This window comes from Amycolatopsis thailandensis (assembly GCF_002234405.1).
Taxonomy (GTDB): Bacteria; Actinomycetota; Actinomycetes; order Mycobacteriales; family Pseudonocardiaceae; genus Amycolatopsis; species Amycolatopsis thailandensis.
Window position 1 is genome coordinate 89,111 of sequence record NZ_NMQT01000043.1, and the last position, 21,328, is coordinate 110,438.

At 66.8% G+C, this 21,328-nt stretch carries 13 protein-coding genes and 14 tRNA genes; 26 read left to right on the forward strand and 1 reads right to left on the reverse strand.

Annotation, left to right across the window (positions count from 1 at the left end; translation table 11 throughout):
* The first annotated feature begins 321 nt into the window (after positions 1-321).
* From CFP71_RS13470 to CFP71_RS13565, 23 genes are all read left to right on the forward strand, one after another.
* Complete coding sequence (locus CFP71_RS13470; RefSeq protein ID WP_208635948.1) at positions 322-1,728, forward strand: tyrosine-type recombinase/integrase; 1,407 nt, start codon at positions 322-324, stop codon at positions 1,726-1,728.
* On the forward strand, positions 1,728-3,455 hold the full coding sequence (locus CFP71_RS13475) for a hypothetical protein (protein WP_093934192.1): 1,728 nt from the start codon (positions 1,728-1,730) through the stop codon (positions 3,453-3,455). The genes CFP71_RS13470 and CFP71_RS13475 overlap by 1 nt, the downstream gene beginning before the upstream one ends.
* Complete coding sequence (locus tag CFP71_RS13480; RefSeq protein ID WP_093934193.1) at positions 3,452-5,584, forward strand: hypothetical protein; 2,133 nt, start codon at positions 3,452-3,454, stop codon at positions 5,582-5,584. The genes CFP71_RS13475 and CFP71_RS13480 overlap by 4 nt, the downstream gene beginning before the upstream one ends.
* The gene (locus tag CFP71_RS13485) at positions 5,581-6,003 is read left to right on the forward strand and encodes a hypothetical protein (protein WP_093934194.1); all 423 of its coding nucleotides are present in this window, start codon (positions 5,581-5,583) and stop codon (positions 6,001-6,003) included. The genes CFP71_RS13480 and CFP71_RS13485 overlap by 4 nt, the downstream gene beginning before the upstream one ends.
* 368 nt (positions 6,004-6,371) lie before the next feature.
* The gene (locus tag CFP71_RS13490; protein ID WP_208635949.1) at positions 6,372-7,280 is read left to right on the forward strand and encodes a hypothetical protein; all 909 of its coding nucleotides are present in this window, start codon (positions 6,372-6,374) and stop codon (positions 7,278-7,280) included.
* Positions 7,273-11,421: a caspase family protein gene (locus CFP71_RS13495; RefSeq protein ID WP_167406110.1), complete on the forward strand. Its 4,149-nt coding sequence runs from the start codon at positions 7,273-7,275 to the stop codon at positions 11,419-11,421. The genes CFP71_RS13490 and CFP71_RS13495 overlap by 8 nt, the downstream gene beginning before the upstream one ends.
* 549 nt (positions 11,422-11,970) lie before the next feature.
* A complete protein-coding gene (locus CFP71_RS13500; protein WP_425266614.1) occupies positions 11,971-12,756 on the forward strand; it encodes a deazapurine DNA modification protein DpdA family protein in 786 nt (261 codons plus the stop codon).
* 266 nt (positions 12,757-13,022) lie between these two features.
* A complete protein-coding gene (locus CFP71_RS13505; protein WP_093934197.1) occupies positions 13,023-13,799 on the forward strand; it encodes a hypothetical protein in 777 nt (258 codons plus the stop codon).
* A gap of 171 nt (positions 13,800-13,970) precedes the next feature.
* A complete protein-coding gene (locus CFP71_RS44145) occupies positions 13,971-14,111 on the forward strand; it encodes a hypothetical protein (protein ID WP_167406111.1) in 141 nt (46 codons plus the stop codon).
* A 90-nt stretch (positions 14,112-14,201) separates the two neighbouring features.
* Positions 14,202-14,270 (forward strand) — tRNA-Trp (locus tag CFP71_RS13510).
* 148 nt (positions 14,271-14,418) lie between these two features.
* Positions 14,419-14,501: transfer RNA gene (locus CFP71_RS44150), tRNA-Tyr, on the forward strand.
* A 4-nt stretch (positions 14,502-14,505) separates the two neighbouring features.
* Positions 14,506-14,581, forward strand: a tRNA-Arg gene (locus tag CFP71_RS13515).
* 77 nt (positions 14,582-14,658) lie between these two features.
* Positions 14,659-14,733 (forward strand) — tRNA-Glu (locus tag CFP71_RS13520).
* 38 nt (positions 14,734-14,771) lie between these two features.
* A tRNA-Arg gene (locus CFP71_RS13525) sits at positions 14,772-14,847 on the forward strand.
* 59 nt (positions 14,848-14,906) lie between these two features.
* Positions 14,907-14,980, forward strand: a tRNA-Thr gene (locus tag CFP71_RS44155).
* A gap of 34 nt (positions 14,981-15,014) precedes the next feature.
* Positions 15,015-15,090 (forward strand) — tRNA-Leu (locus CFP71_RS13530).
* A 7-nt stretch (positions 15,091-15,097) separates the two neighbouring features.
* Positions 15,098-15,169: transfer RNA gene (locus tag CFP71_RS13535), tRNA-Gln, on the forward strand.
* Positions 15,170-15,267: 98 nt separating this feature from the next.
* Positions 15,268-15,350: transfer RNA gene (locus CFP71_RS13540), tRNA-Leu, on the forward strand.
* Positions 15,351-15,361: 11 nt separating this feature from the next.
* Positions 15,362-15,453: transfer RNA gene (locus CFP71_RS13545), tRNA-Ser, on the forward strand.
* A gap of 116 nt (positions 15,454-15,569) precedes the next feature.
* Positions 15,570-15,659 (forward strand) — tRNA-Ser (locus tag CFP71_RS13550).
* A 27-nt stretch (positions 15,660-15,686) separates the two neighbouring features.
* A tRNA-Lys gene (locus CFP71_RS13555) sits at positions 15,687-15,760 on the forward strand.
* Positions 15,761-15,786: 26 nt separating this feature from the next.
* Positions 15,787-15,860: transfer RNA gene (locus tag CFP71_RS13560), tRNA-Lys, on the forward strand.
* A gap of 13 nt (positions 15,861-15,873) precedes the next feature.
* Positions 15,874-15,945: transfer RNA gene (locus tag CFP71_RS13565), tRNA-Arg, on the forward strand.
* A 633-nt stretch (positions 15,946-16,578) separates the two neighbouring features.
* On the opposite strand, the gene CFP71_RS13570 is transcribed toward CFP71_RS13565, so the two are convergent.
* Positions 16,579-17,076 carry a hypothetical protein gene (locus tag CFP71_RS13570; protein WP_093934198.1) on the reverse strand — a complete coding sequence of 166 codons (498 nt, stop codon included), beginning with the start codon at positions 17,074-17,076 and terminating at the stop codon, positions 16,579-16,581.
* A 409-nt stretch (positions 17,077-17,485) separates the two neighbouring features.
* Between CFP71_RS13570 and CFP71_RS13575 the strand changes: the two genes are divergently transcribed.
* From CFP71_RS13575 to CFP71_RS13585, 3 genes are all read left to right on the forward strand, one after another.
* Positions 17,486-17,884, forward strand: coding sequence for a hypothetical protein (locus tag CFP71_RS13575; RefSeq protein WP_093934199.1), 399 nt, complete (start codon positions 17,486-17,488; stop codon positions 17,882-17,884).
* A 120-nt stretch (positions 17,885-18,004) separates the two neighbouring features.
* A complete protein-coding gene (locus CFP71_RS13580) occupies positions 18,005-18,469 on the forward strand; it encodes a macro domain-containing protein (protein WP_093934200.1) in 465 nt (154 codons plus the stop codon).
* A 612-nt stretch (positions 18,470-19,081) separates the two neighbouring features.
* A complete protein-coding gene (locus CFP71_RS13585) occupies positions 19,082-19,666 on the forward strand; it encodes an HAD domain-containing protein (RefSeq protein WP_093934201.1) in 585 nt (194 codons plus the stop codon).
* Positions 19,667-21,328: the final 1,662 nt, after the last annotated feature.

Genomic DNA, 21,328 nt, shown 5'->3' on the forward strand with positions numbered 1-21,328 from the left:
CGCTCGGCGCTCTGCATCACGGCCTCGCTGCGCGTCGGCCGTCGCTGAGCGCCGATCACGTGCGCTCTGCTCCTCCGGACCGTGACCCCCCAGTTCGTCGATCCCTTCAGACTTCAACCGAGGACCCCATCGATGACCTTCTACCTTGGAGCCCTTGTGTCTGCACAATCTGCGTGTCTCGCATGGAGGCTGGAGCTGGGCTTCGGCCAGTGCTTGTCGTTTGCGGCAGGGCGTGTCGCGGTTCTAGCTTCTCCGCCTATGAAGTTGATCTTTTATTCGTCCTCGGGTTGGGAGACGTGGTGCCTGGAGCATCGTCCTGTCGTGCCCGAGGGCGTGCCAATCCTGATCGATGAGGACCTTCAGTTCGAGGACGGCGTCGATCAGCGTCCGACTGTGACGGTGAATCGGTGGCTACGGGAACTACCGTCGGCCGGGGTGCATTCGCCGAACAGCTGGGAGGTCTATGCGCGGGCGTTGCGCGCATGGATGGAATTCCTTGCTGACCGCGGGGTGGGTGTGTTCGAAGGCCGGCCGCGTCTGCGTGCTGCGTTGAGTTCCTATGCGGAACACAGGTTTACCGGGGAGCTGGCGGCGCGGTTTGCGCCGGCGACCTGGAACCTGCATGTCGGCGTGGTGGCGGCCTTCTATCGGTGGGCAGTCGTCGAAGGACTGACATCGGCCGAGCCGTTCAGCTACGCGACCGCGCTGCGTGTGGTCCGGGACATGACCCGGCGGGTCGAACGAAATCTGGCCAAGGTCCGTGCGCCGAAGGCGCACGTGACGGTCAAGCACCTCGAATCGGACTTCGCTGAGCTGTTCGTCCGGGCGCTGGAAGGTTTACGGCCCGACGGGACAGCGGACCCCCGGTTCCGGGGGCTCGAGCCAGGCCGCAACACAGGCGTGGCGCAGTTGGTGCTCAGCAGCGGCTTGAGGCGTCAGGAGTTCACGTATCTGCTCGTCCATGAGGTGCCTCCGTTGCCGCCGGATCCGACGACGGTGCCGATTCCGTTGCCGGTTGCAGCGGCGATCGCCAAGGGCCGCAAGCAGCGGACAACATGGGTGTCCTACGAGGCGTTGTCCGCGCTGCACCGCTACATCGCGCTCGAGCGACCCCTGGCGGAAGCAGGCTCCTCATGGCACCCGGACCAGAAGCTGGGGCCGCCGCTGGTGGTGACCGATGCTGACGGAAGGGGCGGCACGATCAACGGGCGCAGGATGAGCTGGTCCCGTTTGGGACCGGCTGAGCGGCTGCGGCTGGTCGACGCAGCCGGGGGATCACCGCTGCTCGCGTTGCAGCGGGACGGCAGTCCGTTCCTGGACTGGGCCACTGTCTTCCGGCGAGCCTCAGACCGGATCCGTACCGACTTCGATCCGCGGTTCCCGCACGTCAACCCGCACCGACTCCGGCACTCGTTCGCGAAGTCCACATTGGAGCAACTCGTGACGGGCTACTACCAGCAAGCTGCCGCGCTCGTGACCGACACCGGCACAGACCCGGCACTCGCGCTGTTTCTGACGATGTCAGACCCGCTGATGATCCTGCGGGACCTGCTGGGGCACTCCTCGGTCGCCACGACAGAGCTCTACCTGCGGCGGCTGGACACCACCCGAGTCTTCCGGGATGCCTACGAGGCCGTCGGCACGCGGGCTGGGCTGACGCGCACGGTCCTGGACGAGGTTGACGACGAGTTCAACGACGACGTCGGAGTGGCGGAGGTGGCTGGCTGATGCCCGCAGACCTCACGGACTCGCCACTGCGGCTGACGTTCGCCTTCAGCAGCGGCCGCACTCACGTCTCCCGACTTGATCGCTATCCCAACCCATCGCTGGTCCGGCAGCTCGCGCTGGGACTGAAGAACCTGACGCACCCGCACGGTGACGTGAACGCGAAGGGAACCGCCAAGGACTACACCCGATGCATCGGCCACATCGTCCGGTGGCTCGACCTGGCAGGTTTCTCCGGGACCGCGGCGGACGTGACGGCGGCACACTTAGTCGGGTTCTGGCGCAGCACGGACGCCGTCATCGAAGGAATGTCCCGGCGGCTCCTGCGCTCGGTGGACGCCCACGTCGAGCCCCTGCGCGAGGACGTCCGGAAGCACTTGGACGGGCCACCGTTCCGGGTGACACACAACCGCGACCGCCAGGCCTATCGGCCCTACAGCGACGGCGAATGGCAGCGTCTGGTGCGCTGCTGCACCGACATCATCTCGACATCGTGGTCCGAGCACAACGAGGCGATCAAGACGGCGACAGCGGGGCGGGACCCGGCCGCGGCCGGCTGGTCTGAACAGAACCTGCTGTGGTTACTGCACAATCGAGGACCGCTCGGGCAGCTCGATGTCGCGGCGCACATGGGATACCAGGACCGCGGCGGCGTCGTGAAGCGCGGCGGCGTCGCCACCGCGGGCTCGAAACTCTTCGTCACCACCGACGTCGCGCTGGCCTACCGGCTGCTGCTGGGCACGGCCAGCGGGATCGTCCCGGACGGCCTCGACGACCTGGAACTGTCCGACGTGGACTGGGCAGGCAACGAGACGGTCGTGCTGAGCTACCTCAAACAGCGCACGGGACCCGAGAGCCTGAACCTGCCGGCACCGGCGGTCCGCATCCTGCGGCAGTGGCTGCGACATTCGGCTCCGATTCGCAGCTTCGCCCGCGAGGACATCCGGGCGAACCTCTGGCTGAGCTACTACCCGGCCGGACCCGGACACAAGCGCGTGCTCGCTCCGGTCTTCCAATACGTCACCGTCCAGTCCTGGGTCGCCCGCTACAACCTGCTCGGCGACGACGGCCAGCCCCTGCACCTGCACAAGGCGCGGATTCGCACCACGTTCCACCAGCGTCGCGACAAGAGCCGCTGGACCGGGCGCGTCACGATCGACCCGAACCACAGCGCACGAGTCGAGGGCGACCACTACCTGTCGGCCCCGACACCCGCCCAGAAGGACTCCCTCGAAGCAGTGATCGAGCAGGCACAGACCGACCTGATCCGCAAGGCGACAACACCGTCGGTCCTGACCAAAGACGACGTCGAGCACGCAGCTGCTCGATTGCCCACCGAGCTGGCCGGCCTGCAGGTCACCGACCGGGTCATCGTCGAGCTGGTGGGCGGGCAGCGCGACGTGTTCACCGCCGCCTGCGCAGACCAACTCGCCGGACTGCACGGCCCCGCGGGCAAACCATGTCCGGCCCGCCCCTGGGTTTGCCTGTTGTGCCCGCTCGCGGTGTTCGCCCCGCGTCACGCGCCCAACCTGCTTCGGCTCAAGGCGTTCTTCGCACGCAGCTTCCGACAGATGCCCGCAGCGCACTTTATGGCCGTGTTCGGCCCCTACGCCCAGCGCCTGGACGAGATCCTGCCGCGTTTCTCCCCAGCGATCTTGGCCGCGGCACGGACCGAAGTCAGCGACCGCGACCACGAACTACCGCTACGACCCGAGGAGACGACCTCATGACCACCCCGGTCACGCACCTGCCGGGCGATCCGGCGCAGTCGCCGTTCGCGGGCCAGAGGGTCTGCGAGATCGCAGGGCTCGCCCTTTCTTCCGGGTCCACGGGGCCCTGCTTCGAGGACACGATCTGGGACCTCAACGACTTGGCAGGCAAGCCGGTGCAGCTGTCAGGCACCGTCCTGATCTGGGACTTCACCTCGATCACCCACCCGCGCTGGCAATGGGTCGCGCGCGAACTCCTCCTGGCGCTGCTTGCCCCTGGCCACGACCAGGTCGCGGCGCTGCCGCTGGCCCACCGCCGCGCGCTGCACCCGATCACCTGCGGCAACCGGCTCGACTTCCTGACCCGGTGGTTCAACTGGTTGTCCGAACAGGACGTGACCGACCTCGGCGACGTCACCCAACTGCACTGCGACCGTTTCCTCCAGCACGAACGGGAACGCGGGCTCGCCGACTCGACCATTCTGGCCGCCGCGGTGGTGATCAAGGACGTCGCCCGATACGGCGCCCTGTTCACCACGGACCGATATCCAGACGCGTTGGTCCCTTGGAATGGCAAGTCGCTGGCCGAGGTGAGCGGCTATCAGCGCAGCGGCGAGAACGTCACTCAGCCGGTTCCGCCGGAGATCCTGCACCCGGCACTCCAGGCCGCACTGCACGTCGTCGAGACGGTCGCTCCTCACCTGGCCGTCCTCATTGAGCAACGACGCTCCGGCAAACAGCAACCGCAGACCGCGGCGAGCTCCCGGCCGGACGAGGTCGCGACCTATCTCGCTCGGCGCATCGCAGGGGCGAAGGCACTTCCTCAGGCCGACGAACACAGGGTCGCGGCCAGGCTGAAGAACGGCTGGCGCCACACCGATCCACTGCTCTGGCTGGCGTTCGGGGACATGGCCCACGACCTCGGCGTCGAGTTCAGTCGACCAGCAGTCGAACGCCACCGGAACCTGCTCGAAGACGCCGTCGCCCAGCTCGGCATCGCACCGGCCATCGCACGTGACGCCATACTGATCGAACGCGCCGACGGACAAGGACGCGTGCCATGGACGCTCCCGCTGACACCGATGCGCCTGCACTACCTGCGAAACCACGTGTTCAACGCCTGCCTGATGGTCACCACCGCGGTCAGCGGCATGCGGTCCGGCGAACTGATGGAGATCACCGCAGCATCCCCGCTGCCACCGCGCGAGCTCGCCGCGGACCTATTCCGCTTCGCCCTGGGTAGCACGCGAATCAAGGGCGAACAGTTCGGCGGGGTTGACGACGAATGGGTCGTCATCGAAGCCGCCCATCGAGCCGTCAAGCTGGCAGCCCGCCTCGCCGGCACCGAACCCGGCGAGTCCGTCTTCGGACGCTTCACCTTCACTTCCCGGTTCAACACCTTCCGCAACTGGGTCAACAGCTCCGAGGGCGCCAGACTCGGCTTCGCCGCCATCCCAGACGGTCGCGTCACGGCCCCCATGCTGCGCCGGACCCTGTCCTTGGAGCTCGCGCACCGACCCAATGGCCTCTTCGCGGCGAAACTGCACCTCAAGCACATCTCCGTCGCCACAACGGAGGGATACGCCGCACGCCCAGGTGGGTCCCAGGCACGGTTCCGGGCGGAGACGGTCATCGAGGAGCGCAAGCATCGGGAGAACCTCACCGTCGCGGCTTTCCGCGACTACCAGGCCGGCGCCATGCCCACCGGGCCCGGCGCGCGTTCCCTGATCTCGGCGTTCGACCACGTCGACGCGCAGCTGCGCAAGGATCAGGCCGCCCAACCCACCGTGGTCGCCTCCGACCGGCACGTCGAAATGCTACTGAAGAAGCTCGCCAACGCCCTGCACATTCAGGCCGCGAACTACTGCTGGTTCACCGATCCACGAAAAGCGCTCTGCCTCCGGCTCGCAGGCACACCCGACGCCACACAGCCACTCGCCGGCCTCTGCGATGCCGCTCGATGCCCACAAGCGACCTTCCACCAGCACCACCGCGACGTCTGGGCCAGCAACGCCCGCACCACCAAGACCTTCCTCGGCAATCCGCGCATCCCCAACGGGGAGAAGCTCCGGCTTACCGCTGAACACGAGCGCGCACGACAGGTCGTCGACGCGATCGACGCGAACGCAACCAGGGACAACCGCCCATGACGATCAACGACGCCCAACGCACGCAGACCGAAGCACGCATCCGAGCAGCCATAGACCGGCTGCTCAGCGGCGACATCCCTCCAGGCGGCCGATGCGACATCAAGACGCTCGCCCGCGAAGCACGGGTCTCCCGCGCCGCGCTCTACCGCACCTACCTCCACCTCAAGGTCGAGTTCGACCAGCGCATGAACCGGCTGCGCGACAACAACCACCAACCAGACCCGCGCGAAGCCCAGATCACCCGGCTCAAAGACGAGAACGTCCGCCTCAAGGCCCGTCTCAGCGAGCTGACACAGCAGGTCGGCGAGCTCAAAGCTGGACAGACCAGCGCGATCTCTCAACTCGCCGCACAGCACGAGGAACTGCTCCGACTCCGTCACGTGAGTATGTCCGCGAATTTCGACCGCACTTGTTCGTGAATTCTGAACGCACATGTTGATCACCTGCCGTGAGCAATGTCGCTGAGTTTCGACCGCACCATGGCGTTCCCCATGATCAAGTCGGGCCGCTACTCGACGCGCCTCCAGGTCGTTCGCCCTCCGCTTAGCACCGGGCGCTCCACATGCCGCTTGCCCGTTACTGGACCCCACGTTGCCAGGTGCGGGGTCACAGACAGCATCAGAAGTGGCACCTGTTATCGCGCGGGCGTTTGGCGAGGGCTGCGTACTCGAACACCCGACATGCGGCATGAGCGTGTGTTGAGGTAACACGGATGCTGGCTGTGACGACTTGTGGGCGTCGGCGTCGGGTGCCTGTGCTGGACTTGGGGAGAGCTGTGTTTGGGCGTGTGATGGTGGTCCATGGGGTGGGGCAGGAGTTTCGCGGACCAGAGCTGATGTGTCAGTCGGTGGGGCCAGCATTGCGTGATGGGGTTCGCCTGTCCGGCGGGCCTGCGTTGAGTGCCGGCGATGTGGCATGCGTGTTTTACGGTGACGTGTTTTTCGAGCCGGGTTCTCGAACGGGAGATGTGCCGCCGTGGGATGAGTTCGATGTAGAAACCGGTTTCGAGGCCGAGCTGCTTGAAGCGTGGTGGGAATACGCCGCGTCGGTTGACCCTGCGGTGGCAGGGCCTGATGAGCAGGGGACTCGCGGGGCAGTGGGGTATGCGCTGTCGCGCCCGTTGCTGATTCGTCGGGTGCGGGCGGCGTTGAACGCGCTGACCGGGTTACCGTTCTTCGAGAAAGTGTCAGACCGGATGCTGGTCTTCGCGTTGAAGCAGGTCCGCCGGTATATGACGGAGCCGAGTGTGCGGGTGGCCGCGCGGGAACGTGTTGCTGCGGCGGTCGGTGCGGAGACACGGGTGGTGGTGGCACATTCGCTGGGGTCGGTGGTGGCGTACGAAGCGTTGTGCGCGAACCCGCGGTGGCCGGTGACGGATTTCGTGACGGTGGGGTCGCCGCTGGGTTTGCGGTCGGTGATCTTCGACCGTCTCGACCCTGCACCGGTGGACGGGGCTGGGGTGTGGCCTGCGGGTGTGCGGCGGTGGACGAATATCGCAGATCCGGGCGACGTCGTAGCGTTGGCCGGGGTGCTGGCGGACCGATTCGGCGATCGGGTGGTGGATGTGCCGATCACGAACGGTGCACGGATGCATGACCTGCTCAGATATCTGACCGCGCCGAGTGTGGGCACTGCGGTCGCCCGTGGATTACCTGAGGCGAACGATGCCGGTGAGACGGGGCACCGACGTGATTGATGAGCAGAGGTCGGCTAGTGCCCAGCGCAAGTTCTTGATCACGGTCGGTGTGAGTGCGTACCGAGATGACCAGATCCCGGATCTGCCCGGCGCGGTTGAGGACGCGGAGCGGGTGCGGCGCTTGCTGGCGCCGATGGGGTACGAGGTTGTACTGCCCGGTCTGGCGGCAATGTCGGCCCGGGATGTACCGGTTGAGGTGCAGCGATGGGCGGTAAGGGAGAAGCTGGGCGCTCAGGATGTGGTGGTGGTGTACTTCGCCGGTCACGGCGTGGCGGAGGTAGATCGTCACTATCTGCAGCTCAGTGACGCTGAGGCTGCCCTGACCGCCACGGCGTTGGCGAGTGAGGATCTGGCCCGGCCGTTCATGGGCGGTCAGGTGCAGTTGGGACACTTGCTGGTCATATTGGACACGTGCTACGCCGGAGCGGGAACCAACGATATTGCCCGTCTTGCCGGCGAGCTGATCCGCAGCCAGCCCAAGGCAGCGGGGCGATGGACGTTGGCTGCGGCTCGCGGTAAGCAGACGGCCCGCGACAACGCTTTCGTCGACGCGCTGGCCGACACGCTGGCCCATCCCCAGGCTGGTGCTCGCCAGGAGTTCCTGTCGGTGCGTGAGGTCACCACCAGAATCAACGCCTACTTCAAAGACAAGGAAATACCACAGCGGGCGTCGCACTCGGTAGTGGACAGTGACGGGCAGGTTCCCTTCTTCTCCAACCCTGCCCACATCCCCGACCTGCCCGCGGGGGATCTTGACGTCGCGACGCTGGCCTTGCTGCGCAAGCGTGTCGATAGGCATTTCGTGCCTCGCGCGCGGGGCGTCGAGCACGCCGGTGACGTCGGCGACTACTTCACTGCCCGCACCACCGCATTGCGTGAACTGGCCGCATGGCTACACGCCGAGCGGCACGATCGCCGGGCCCGGGTTGTGACTGGCCAGCCGGGGTCGGGTAAGTCGGCGTTGCTAGGGAGGCTGATACTGCTGACCGAACCGGACGAACCCGCCCGTGCCCGCACCGACCCAGACGCGTTGCCCCCGGCAGGGCTGCAGATCGTGCCGCTGCACGCCCGCCGCGCTACCCGTGATTCGCTCACCCGAGACCTAGCCACCACGCTCGGCGCTCCCGAGGCTGACCTGGACGAGCTCCTGCAGATCCTCGCCGAACGTCCGGCGCCGCTCGTGATCGTTGTGGACGCCCTCGACGAAGCCGGCACCGCCGGCGACCCGAACGAGGGCATGCGGATCGGTCGTGAACTACTGCGCCCGATGACCTCCATGCCCACAGTGCGGTTGATCATCGGCACCCGGGCCCCCCTTATCCGCACCTTTGGCCGCGCCATCGAGGTTCTGGACCTCGACGACCCTACCTACATCGACAGGGGTGATGTAGCGGCCTACGCCCGCGACGTCCTGCTGGACGTCCACGACCCCGACAGTCGTTCCCCTTACCGCGGCAACGCTTCGCTGGCCGCCACCATCGGGCACGCGATCGCCGACCGAGCCGGAACATCGTTCCTGGTCGCCCGCATGACCGCGACCGCCCTGGTCCACGGCCAGATCACCATCGACACCACCACACCAGGCTGGCGTAACACGCTCCCCAGAGACGCCACGGAAGCCTTCGCCGCCTACCTCGCCCGGTTCGGCCCCAACCGCCCGAAAGTTGAACGGCTGCTTCGCCCTCTCGCCTACGCCCAAGGCGCGGGCTTACCTTGGTCGACACTATGGGGCCCGCTCGCTGAAGCCCTCTCCGGCATCCCCTGCCCCCGCGACGACCTACGCTGGCTACAGGAACACGCTGGCGCCTATCTGCTGGAAAACACCGCACACCACGACTCGGTGTTCCGGCTCTTCCACGAAACCATGGCCGAACACCTCCGCTCCTCCGGCCACGACCGCCAAGCGCATCACTCCATCACCACAGCGCTCCTCGGCCAAGTCCCCATCGACCCGGTCACCAGCCGCCGCGACTGGGCCAACGCCCACCCCTACATCCGCGACCACCTCGCCACCCACGCCGCCGCAGCATCACAACTCGACGACCTCATCACCGACCTTCTCTACCTCGTCCACGCCAACCCCGACCAGCTCCTCGTCGCCCTCCACACGGTGACCACCAACCAGGGCAGGATCACCGCAGCGATCTACCGGCATTCCGCCACCACCCACCGCCACCTCACCACCCGTCGCCGACAACGACTGCTCGCCATCGACGCCGCCCGATTCAACGCACCCCACCACCAGACCGTGCTCAGCCAGGGCCTCACCTGGGTCCCCCGCTGGGCAACTGGCCAACAAACCGCTATCGCACTCCGCGCCACCCTCACCGGCCACACCAGCTGGGTAAATGCGGTGGCGGTAGCCGAGGTCGACGGCCAGCTGGTCGCCCTCACCACCAGCCGCGATGAGACGGTGCGGGTGTGGGACCTGCGTGACGGGTCGCTCCGCGCCACTCTCATCGGCCACACCAACTCAGTGACCGCGGTGGCGGTAGCCGAGGTCGACGGCCAGCCGGTCGCCGTCACCACCAGCGACGATGAGACGGCTCGGGTGTGGAACCTGGGCGACGGCACGGAACGCGCCACCCTCACCGGCCACACCAACTCAGTGACCGCGGTGGCGGTAGCCGAGGTCGACGGCCAGCCGGTCGCCGTCACCACCAGCGAGGATCATACGGCTCGGGTGTGGAACCTGGGCGACGGGTCGCTCCGCGCCACCCTCACCGGCCACACCAACTCAGTGACCGCGGTGGCGGTAGCCGAGGTCGACGGCCAGCCGGTCGCCGTCACCATCAGCTACGACAACACAGTGCGGGTGTGGGACCTGCGTGACGGCACGGAACGCGCCACCCTCACCGGCCACACCAGCTGGATAAATGCGGTGGCGGTAGCCGAGGTCGACGGCCAGCCGGTCGCCGTCACCACCAACGACGATAAGACGGTGCGGGTGTGGGACCTGCGTGACGGGTCGCTCCGCGCCACCCTCACCGGCCACACCAACTCAGTGACCGCGGTGGCGGTAGCCGAGGTCGACGGCCAGCCGGTCGCCCTCACCACCAGCCACGACAACACAGTGCGGGTGTGGGACTTAGCTATTTTGGCCGAAGAACGCGAGCGGAAAGGTCATACAGCCGACATTAAGCAGATCATCGCTATATCGAAGCCAAACCTGGCAGTTCTAATTACTGCTAGCGAGGATCATACGGCTCGGGTGTGGGACCTGCGTGACGGGTCGCTCCGCGCCACCCTCATCGGCCACACCAACTCAGTGACCGCGGTGGCGGTAGCCGAGGTCGACGGCCAGCCGGTCGCCGTCACCACCAGCGACGATGAGACGGCTCGGGTGTGGAACCTGGGCGACGGGTCGCTCCGCGCCACCCTCACCGGCCACACCAACTCAGTGAATGCGGTGGCGGTAGCCGAGGTCGACGGCCGGCCGGTCGCCGTCACCACCAGCGACGATGAGACGGCGCGGGTGTGGGACCTGCGTGACGGCACGGAACGCGCCACCCTCACCGGCCACACCAACTGGATAAATGCGGTGGCGGTAGCCGAGGTCGACGGCCAGCCGGTCGCCGTCACCACCGGCCACGACATCACAGTGCGGGTGTGGAACGTGGGCGACGGCACGGAACGCGCCACCCTCATCGGCCACACCAGCTGGGTAAATGCGGTGGCGGTAGCCGAGGTCGACGGCCGGCCGGTCGCCGTCACCACCAGCCACGACAACACAGTGCGGGTGTGGAATCTGGGCGACGGCACGGAACGCGCCACCCTCACCGGCCACACCAGCTGGGTAAATGCGGTGGCGGTAGCCGAGGTCGACGGCCGGCCGGTCGCCGTCACCACCAGCTACGACAACACAGTGCGGGTGTGGGACCTGCGTGACGGGTCGCTCCGCGCCACCCTCACCGGCCACACCAACTCAGTGACCGCGGTGGCGGTAGCCGAGGTCGACGGCCAGCCGGTCGCCCTCACCACCAGCGACGATGAGACGGTGCGGGTGTGGGACTTGCTCAGCAACGCTGAAATTGAAGTCATCGACTACTCCGGATACCCGACCAGCGACCTGTGCCTAGGACCAGGATCCACGCTCGCCTTCCGGGCAGGATGGGACGTGATTGTTCTAACCACGAAGTGAGGAAGTAGAGAACCGCTCTACGAATCATTTCCGATGCGAACAGTCCATGACCGCTCGTCGGCATGAGGCGCGCGTTCGATAGCCGTCGTCGTGATCGGCCTCCACGGCAGACCCTGGAACACGTTCTCTCGGTGGATCAGCTGCCATTGGTGGTCCACCGACTGGCAACGTGGTGATCTCGCAACAGGTGGCAACGGCACCACATGGATCTGCGCCTTCGCTACGGCCAAGGGTGGCGGTGCGGATCAAGGAAGGGTGGAGTGTGCTGGCCTAGCAAAGTCTGAGATCGAGTGCGGTCAGACCCCACGAGCAAAAGCCTCCGTACCGAACCGGGTGCGGTCGGTTGTCGCCGAGAAACGTGGTCGCATCCGACCGACAAACCCACTCGCTGCGCTGCCGGCCGCACCAAAGTCCTCGCCTTGATGACCACGAGGACTCTGCGACCTCCATCACAATTGGGACGTTTCATTCGCGACACCCGGCGCCGAACACCAGTAGAGCCCTCTGCAGGCCAGCGCGCAGGTTCGCAGCGACACGAACCCGCTGAACATGTCGCGCGCTCACTTAAGCACCCCTGAACCGCAATGGATCGGCATCACAGACCGGCCGCTGATGGTGTCGCACAACAGGTTGCGCCGCATCAAGAACGCCTACAACCTGCCCATCGCTGACCGTGCAGCGTGGATTCTCGACTCCGGAGCTTATGACGTCGTCACCCGCCACGGCGGCTTCCCCGATGACGCGCAGACCTACGTTCGCGCGGTCCGGACCTACGACATGCAGATCCGCAACCTTGCCTGGGCGTCCACACAGGACTATCCCTGTGAACCCGAAGCGCTCGCGAAGACGGGACTGACCGTACCGGATCACCAGGTCCTTTCCGTCCAGTCCTACATGGACGTCACCGCCTGGTGGCAGCGACTCGCACCGAACCGCCCCTCTCCGTTCCGGCCGGTCGTGCAGGGCGACACCGTCGAGGCGTACCTGCGGTGCTGGGAAATGTTCGGTGAACAAGGCGTCGACCTCGCGGCAGCTGACCTCGTCGGAGTCGGATCCATCTGCAAGCTCGAGAAGACCGACCTGCCGAAGGTCGTCGACATCGTCGCCGCACTGCGCGAGCGCACGCAGACCCAGCTACACGGATTCGGCGTCCATGCTGACGCTGTCCCGCTCTTCGATCATGTCGACTCGATGAGCTGGAGCAAGGCTGCACGGGTCCGGCGCGCCAAACACCCGAACTGCACGGCGTGGCATCGCGTCTGCAACAGCTGCCTTATCTACGCGGAGGAGTGGCACGAACGAGTGTCGGAACGTCACACCACTCACGCCGCCTGACACACCACGCCCGGTCGCGGAACACAGAGCCGTCACGCCTGTGGCCGCGTCTGGCGCGACGCGGGGCCGGGCACGCGCCAGCCTCGCGGCCCAATGCGGTGTCCCGCGCACACCACGATCAGGGCCTGCGGCGAGCGGCACAGGGGGACACCGCGCTGGGGCCGCGCAAGGACGCGAACCCGGCCCCCGCGCCGACGACAGATTCCGCTGTCGGGCGCACTCGACAGGTGCCGGGTCCCTGCCCGCCCACAGCCAAGGACACCGCAATGACACCTGACCTCATCGCCCATCCGCCAGCCATCCCGATTCAGCTCGGATACACCAGCGGCCCACAGAAGAAGGGCAGGCTGCAGCACAACAAGACCTTGCATCGCAGCTACCCCTCCAAAGATCTCGAACTGGCACGGATGCTGCACTGCACCACCTCCTTCGCCAAGACGGTCGACTCCATCGTCGCGCGTGTCGAGGTCACCGCCAACGTCGACATCGTCACCGAACTCCTGCGCCTCAACATCGCACCCAGCAAGCTGTGCCGCCGCTGCTTCAACGCACCACCCTGGTCGATCGCCCAGGCCTACCGAACCGCACTCGCGGTCTCCAACCGGTCCTCACAGCCACTGGACCTGACCCTCACACGCGACCAGGCCGCCGTCATCGCCTACCTTGTCGCCTCCACCAAACAACGGCAGGCAGTGATCCCCGAGAACGCGGGGCCGGCAGGAGACCCCGTCACGACGGTCACCCTTTCCGCGGCCGCACACGCCGTTGTCTCCGGATTTCTGGCCCCCGACGATGCCGAGGACCCCGAGAACGGCATCAACCAGGACGGCATCCTCGCCAGCGACCACACCTGGGATGAACTCCGCCGCCGCTTCCCGCTGAGCGCCTACCACGCCTGGGCGACCGCGTATCCCGGCGCGAACCCCACTGAACAAGCCCTCGTCGCGCCGCTACGCACAGCCTTCCCGATTTCAGCCTTCTGGGGCTACGTCGCCGCGGGCAGCACCGACGACCCGAACTACGAACCCGGAGCCGGGTACTGACACCAGCCGGGTCGTCCTGACACCTAACGTGGCGAAGCCAGGACGACCCGGCTCCCGGGTGACAACAGCACCGCGAACTCTGAAATCGCCCAACCTTGTGCGAAATACGATTGACGGCAAAGGGGAAGATCAGCGAAGATACTCACACAGGAACCAATTAAGGGAGTTGTCGTGAGGAACGAGTGGGAGCAAGGGACGCTGCGCCGGTATCCGGTCGTCGCGATCGTCGCCCTGTCCTCGTTGCGCGATTGCCTCAAACCGGCCTCCTCGCAGGAAAAGCGCCTGCTGAGCAAGCTGAGCTCCCTACTGTGACGTGTACCGCGTGACACCAGGGAGCCGCCCATCGGGAAACCGATCCGGGCGGCTTTCTCTATTTCGTACACCCTGAATCCCTTAATTCTTGCCGGCGAGCTTGGGTAGCGCTGCGGTCTCCAAAACCGTTTGCCGGGGGCTCGACTCCCTCCGCCGGTGCGTAACACCGCCCATTTGCGGTGGCGTGGCTCATTGATATCTACACAGCGGAGCAGACATTTCCCATGCTCAACTTTCACCCCGCCTGCCGCGGGGTGAAAGTTGAGCAACGGGGTCCGGCCGTCCTCGACAGCGGCCGGACCCTCCGGGTGGAGACGGGGCTGCGGAGCCCCAGCTGGCTGTAAACCGGACGTCCTTGCGGCGCAGTGGGTTCGACTCCCACCTCCACCACCTCGCCCCTATAGCTCAGCGGAACGAAGAGCAGCGGCCTTCTAAGCCGACGGTCGCAGGTTCGAATCCTGCTGGGGGCACGCTCGTCATCCGGCCACAAGGCCGACGGCGACATGCGGTCGTAATGGACTCCCGCCAACCGCTCCTATTTGTCTGCGGCGCGCTGGTCTAATGGCAGGACACCGGACTTTCACTCCGGCTGGTACGGGTTCGAGTCCCGTGCGCGCTACCAGACGAGCACTCGGTCAGTGCGCCGTTGTTCGTCATCATGTCCCTGTAGCTCAGCCGGACCCAGAGCGCCGCACTACGGATGCGGATGTCCCAGGTTCGAATCCTGGTAGGGGCACTGGTCGGCGTCCTCACCGATGCCGACTGCGCAAGCTCACGTGGCCGAGCGGCTAAGGCATCCTCTTAGCTCGATCGGCCCGAGCACCCGTTTCGTAAACGGGAGGACTGGGTTCGATTCCCAGGAGAGGCTCACCCCCGGCGCCGTGATATGTCGCGGCGGCCGACGCCCCTGTAGCCCAACGGAAGAGGCAACGCGCTCAGGTCGCGTTCAGTCCAGGTTCGAATCCTGGCAGGGGCACCACACACGATCCCGGTTGGTGTAATCGGCAGCACAGCGGACTTTGGATCCGCAGGCTCAGGTTCGATCCCTGGACCGGGAGCAGGAACTCGCGGCGATGCCATTCAGCCAGGCTGGAACGGAGGGCATCGCGTTCTGTCCGCGACGCCGGCGGTTCGAGGCTTCGGCGGGCAATCCGCGGCCCCTGTGGCGGAACGGCAGACGCACGCGGCTCAAACCCGCGCGCCCGAGAGGGCATGCAGGTTCGACTCCTGCCAGGGGCACACGAAAGCTTGGAGGGCTGGCCGAGCCGGGCAAGGCACCGGATTGCTAATCCGAGGTCCGGAACATCGCGTTCCGGCGCGCGTTCGAGTCGCGCGCCCTCCGCACAGCACCACCGAGGTGACGATGGTTCGTCCGGCGCTCTGATGAAGCGCTTGGCTCAGGTTCGACTCCAGGCACCTCGACTACCACAGCAGCCCGGAGAGTCGTTGCTGTGAAGGGGAGGATTGGCCGAGTCTGGTAAGGCAGCCGTCTCGAAAACGGTGGTCGGCGTGATGAGCGCCGCGCGGGTTCAAATCCTGCATCCTCCGCACCAGCACCCGCAACGCGGGTGCTGCAGGTCGCTAGCTCACCAGGCCAGAGCAGCCGACTCTTACTCGGCGGGTACGGGGTTCGAGTCCCCGGCGACCTACTCCACCAGCATCCTCCGATGCTGAAGGGCCGTTAGCTCAATCGGGCAGAGCAGCCGGCTTTTACCCGGCGGGTTCAGGGTTCGAGTCCCTGGCGGCCCACTCACACGATCACGTCCTCGTGGTCCACCGGACACGACACCGGCGTCCGAAGCCGGAGAAGCGGGTTCGACTCCTGCCGAGGGCACGCAGTGCATTCCCCTGAGGTGTGACTGGCTGCACGGCCCGCTGTTACCGGGTTGGACCAGGTTCGAGCCCTGGCAGGGGAGCCGACATCAGTCCTCCTGCCGTCGATGACCGGTAGGAGGCTGGTACTGCGCACCGGCCCGTCGCGCGGCTCTCCTCGCGGCGATCTGGGATGTGGACGCCGGACGGCAGCAGACCGGGGCCAGGCACGTCGACGATGAACCCGGCCCGGCCACCTGGGTGAGACACGCCCCTGCGGGGTCGCCTCCGGCGATCACACACCAGGTGGCCGAGCCGGAACCCCCGCCGATCCGCGCAAGCGCGGACCTGACCCTCGGCCTGCTGGGCTGCGCCCGTCCACACGCCAGACCACCGACAAGGAAGGCCGGCGGAGACGGACCGGTGCGCGGTACCCCCCTCCCGCAACCCGGTTCGATCAACGAAGGCCGCGGTCTCGTGTGGATAGGGGCTGCCAGGCGTTGTCTGGCAGCCCCGCACTAGCTCGGCGCGTGCCGCGACGGTCGTGAGGCGGCCTGCAAACCGTCGTTCTACCGGGTTCGACTCCCGGACGGGCCTCGCCCCCGATGTCTGCTCCGCTGTGGCAGCTGCCGTCCTTCCGCAACGACCATTCGGCTCACCCCAGCAGACCGAGAGTGCCTGCCCTCGCGTAGAGCCTCGTGATCACTGGCGCCAGGAACTCGGCGCCCTCCTGGGCGCGACTGCTGCGCAGCTGTGCCAGGGCGTTGTCCAGTGCCGCATCGAAGCTCGCTCCCCGGTGCGGGGGAGACCGGTGGATCCGTTCCACGAAAGCCGCCAGATGGAGTGGATCGTTCAACCTGCGGTGCAGCATGCCCCACCTACTTGCGGCGTCGTCGGAGGAGACTGGAGACTCCAGCCAGCCGGCGAGGAACTCGCCGAGACGCCCGCAGCTCTGATCGTCCCAGAACGTCGTCAGATGACTAGTGCGGTAGGTGGCGGGCGTTTCAGCCGCTCCGGCGCCCGGTGTCAGGTAGTCGCCGAACCGGGGATGACCTTCGCGCTGGGCTGTGGCGAAGGCCTCGAGGTAGGTCTGTGCCTGGGCGCCCACGGACGCCATGAAGGCGTCGAATGACTGTCGATTCTCGGAATTCATCTCGTTCCTCACGCGTACTGGTGGCGTCGAACCAACCCCGCCACCGCGGGGAACGAGCGTTGACCACTCTACGACAGCCGGGACGCGTCGCGGGCACACCGTCCTCCCACCCGGCGTGAGGCGTCATCTCGGCCACGGCCGCGGGGCGTCAGGGGACGGATCCACTTGGGGATGTCGTCTCGTGGTGCGCGCGGCAGCCGAGCTGGAGCCGGCGGTCGGGCGGTGGCCCGGTCCCTGCTGCGGCGGTGCTGAGCCGGAGGACAAGCCGATGCCAGCGGAGCCACGGGTGGTGCTTCAAGGGCGCCTTCGGCGTCGCACGCGATGGGCCTCCGGCCCACCCTTTCCGCGCCACCCGTGGCTCCGCTCGGGCCACGCTCGTCCCCGAGCATCAACCCGAACAGGAGAACCCGTGTCGATCACCTGCGGAAACCGCGCCGGCCACAGCGATGGGCAACCCGCCATCCACGCCACGATCGATGCCGTCCGTGCCTGCTGCACCGCCGGACTTACCTGGGCCTGCGACTGGCTCCTGGCCCGCACCCATCCCGAAGACGCTGAGACCTACACCGTGGAATGCGGCGGTTTGTCCTGGCACCTGGCCGATGGCCGCGGTACTACCTGCGAGTTCGGTCACTCCCACATCTACGCCGAAGTTCGCCACCGCGAACGCTGGGACTACGCCGACGACGACGAGGAGGCCCGCCGGCTCGCCCGCCAAGGCGTGATGCCCTTCACGATGGACGGGAAGCCGTTCGACCTCGACTCGGACGCTCTCCTGCCGGCTGCTGGGTTGGCCTCTGCCCTCTAGACGGGAGCGGCCACCACCCTCGCATCTCCTATTCCGCGCCGAGCGGGATTTACCAGGCAGGACACCCGTGGCACCCGCCCGCAGAAGCGCGGGACCCCTGAATTCTGAAAGGATCGGCTCATGCCCTTGCAGTACGCGACCGGCGACGCGACCCGCCCTGGCACACCGGGTAACAAGGTGATCGGGCACGTCTGCAACGACCGCGGCGGATGGGGACGGGGCTTCGTCCTCGCGGTGTCACGACGATGGCCGCAGCCCGAACACAGCTACCGCAAGTGGAGCCACACGCCCGGCTTCGCGCTCGGCGCGGTGCAGCTGGTGCAGGTCGAGACGGACACCTGGGTCGCGAACCTCGTCGCCCAGCACGGCTACCGCACCCGAGCGAACCCGGTTCCGCTGCGCTACGACGCTCTCGACACCTGCCTGGCCACTCTCGCCGACCACGCCGTCGAACTCGACGCGACGGTGCACCTTCCGCGGATCGGGACCGGTCTTGCCGGCGGCAGCTGGGACCAGATCGCCGCACTTCTCGACCGACAGCTCACCACTCGCGCGATCACCACCACCATCTACGACCTCCCGTAGCCCCCGCCTGACCTTAGGTCGCGTGCTGGTCTCGTACCCGAGTTGATCGATCGATCGCAGCCCTTCGGCCTCCCGGCGCGGCTTACCTACTTCGCAGGTACCGCGGCCCCACCCCGCTCACTTCAGCGCAGAGGCGGAACGGGTGACACCAGCACAGAGGACGGGGATTCGCGGCAAGCGCCGCCAACCCGCGCCGTCCAGGTGAGACAGGCCTCGCTGCGCTCGGTCGCCTGCGGCGATCCCACCCGGACGGCCGAGCGGGCGGCGCTTGCCCGCCCTGCGGTCCCCGCCCACCGTGCTCCGGCGCGCTCGTTCCATCTCCAGCGCGACCGAAGTGGACAGAGACAGTGAGCCACACGCACGTCGAGAAGTGTTATCAGCCGAGCCTGACCTGCACGTTGTCGTCGCACACGCACACCTCGCGGTGCGTACCCCAGGACTGCCCGAAGTACCGGCACAAGCACAAAAGCAACTGCTACACGGCCGTCCTGAAGTGCCGCAAAGGCGCGTAGCCACCAGCAGCGGTCCTGGCGGGAGGCCATGACGCCACATGACGTCATGGCCTCCCGCCAGCCACTTCGAGCTCATCACCTCACCAAACCGGAGAAACCCATGAGCCACAATGGACTGCTACTGATCGACGTCGACGGACCACTCAACCCCTACGCGGCCAAGCCGCATCGCCGGCCTCCGGGCTACGAGACCTTCCGGCGCACCCCCGGCGGCTCCTGGCTTTCCGGACGCCAGGCCAGAAAACGCAAAGGACTCCGCGTGTGGCTCAACCCCGCACACGGACGGGCGCTGCTCGACCTCGCCGCGGACACCGGTCTCCAGCTGATCTGGTGCACCACGTGGCTACACGAAGCCAACACCCGCATCGGCCCGGCCATCGGCCTGCCGGAGCTGCCGGTGATCGAGTTCCCGCACCAGGATCTTGAACCCGACGGCGCCGGTGGGCACCACTGGCGGCGAGACGGCAGCTGGAAGTGGGCGGCGGCGAGTCGATTCGCCGCTGGACGTCCGCTGGCGTGGCTCGATGACGAACACGGTGCGAGCCACTACCTGCGGCCGCGAACGTCCTTCGACCACGACCGAGCGGACACACCGACGCTGCTCTGCCACTGTGACCCGCGGACCGGCCTGCTGGACAGCCATCTCGACCAGATTCGCGCCTGGGCGGCGAGCATGTCTGGCTGACCCAGACGACCCATGTCTCCATGCCAGTCCCGCGGAGGCGGCAGCGGACGGGAGTGTCACGTGGCTGCGACCTCGATTGCGGGCCGCCAAGCACACAACGCTGGGCGGCCCGCAATCGAGACGCGCCCCAGGCACAGCCCGTCCACAATTCTGAGGAGTCCACTTCTGCCAGCCGCGAGGCAGACAATCGCGTCGACAGAAGCGACACGCTCCCTCTGGGAGAGTCGTTCGGCACGGCGTTAGTCACCAGCTGGGACTTCGCGCGCACGCCGTACGAGATCGTGGCTCCGCACGTCGCGGAGACCATCACGCTCCATCCGTACGTCTATGCTGACCCGGCTCGCATCGAGCGTTTGATCGTTGTCAAGTTCGACGACGTGCTCCGCCGCGATCCTATCCACGACGGCTACTCCACCGAATGGACTGCTGTGCACTGACGTCCACTCATCGTCGACAACACCACCGTGATGACCGCCGTGACCGCATCCCAGGCACAGCTCGACACTGACACGTTCCGCGCCGACCCACATCGCGCTCCCGACCTGGAACGGCTGCCGGAGCCAGCCCAAGGGCTGCTACCTGCCGTCACACGGACAGGTCTCCAATACTGGCGTGCCCGGCCGACTTGATGCGGCTCTGGAAGTCAACGCTCGCTGTCGTGCCCCGCTCCAACTCGACGTCGAGCTCCAGCACATCGACAACCTCGACCGGCAGATCGACGCGACGCGAGCCCTGCGAGCGCTACACGTAGTTCGGGCGGAGACGTATCGCCGTCTCATCGGGACTGAGAAAAACCGAAGACAGCACCCGAACGCGATACTCAGCCAGCCGCCCGGAGGTTGACGTCGTCAGACACCGTGGAAATCTCTGATAGCCAGGGACTACCTGGACAAGATCGCCCGTTCGTATGTCTCGGCCGGCCTGTCGTGCCTTTATCGTCTGTGCAGCAGCGTCTTCGATTCCGCACTGCGTCGACAGGAGCTCGCACCTGCGCTCGCGCCGGCTTCCGAGCGGGAGACGCCGCTACAGCGAGCCGACCACTCTCTCTGCGGGTGATCGACCCGGACTGACCGAGCAAGTTGCCACGTCTGGATGCGGCGACGCGCTCGTGCGACACGCGATGATGCCCCCTCTGGCCCGTGGCCAGACTGGACCGCAGGTCGCGATGTCGACGCCCGTCGAATAGCCCGGTTACGACGCCTGGCGGTCCCGCATCGAGCATGCCGATCGCCACGATGAATGCGCACGCCGGCCTCGATCGGCAGCAACCTGGCCGCGACGCGACCGCCAGCAGACGCCAGCCACTGGCGTCAGCACGCGTGAACGTGCCGTGCGGTTGAACCAGATCAACCTGGTGAGGCTGTGACCCTGATCCGCTCCAGAGTTGCCGCAGACGCCACTTCACTGCCGGGCTGCGCCGACCTCGGGCGCACCTGCGGACGTCAGTTCCGGTCCTGAATCGTGAGATGCCCGTGTCGAGGCGTCGTCACGAGCACGCTGCGGCTGCCGCTCCCGTGTTGAGGGCTCACCGACGCTGATCGACGGTCGTGGCTGCGCCCGAAGTGCCGTTCGCCCGGCCGTCCGGGTGAGACAGGGCCTCGCTGCGCTCGGTCGCGCTACCGCGCGATCCCACCCGGACGGCCGAGCACGACACCCCGGCCG

Excerpts from the sequence above, each read along its gene's own strand:
- CFP71_RS13475 (WP_093934192.1), top strand. The coding sequence starts at position 1,728 with ATGCCCGCAGACCTCACGGACTCGCCACTGCGGCTGACGTTCGCCTTC.
- CFP71_RS13480 (WP_093934193.1), top strand. The coding sequence starts at position 3,452 with ATGACCACCCCGGTCACGCACCTGCCGGGCGATCCGGCGCAGTCGCCG.
- CFP71_RS13485 (WP_093934194.1), top strand. The coding sequence starts at position 5,581 with ATGACGATCAACGACGCCCAACGCACGCAGACCGAAGCACGCATCCGA.
- CFP71_RS13500 (WP_425266614.1), top strand. The coding sequence starts at position 11,971 with ATGTCGCGCGCTCACTTAAGCACCCCTGAACCGCAATGGATCGGCATC.
- CFP71_RS13505 (WP_093934197.1), top strand. The coding sequence starts at position 13,023 with ATGACACCTGACCTCATCGCCCATCCGCCAGCCATCCCGATTCAGCTC.
- CFP71_RS13570 (WP_093934198.1), bottom strand. The coding sequence starts at position 17,076 with ATGAATTCCGAGAATCGACAGTCATTCGACGCCTTCATGGCGTCCGTG.
- CFP71_RS13580 (WP_093934200.1), top strand. The coding sequence starts at position 18,005 with ATGCCCTTGCAGTACGCGACCGGCGACGCGACCCGCCCTGGCACACCG.
- CFP71_RS13585 (WP_093934201.1), top strand. The coding sequence starts at position 19,082 with ATGAGCCACAATGGACTGCTACTGATCGACGTCGACGGACCACTCAAC.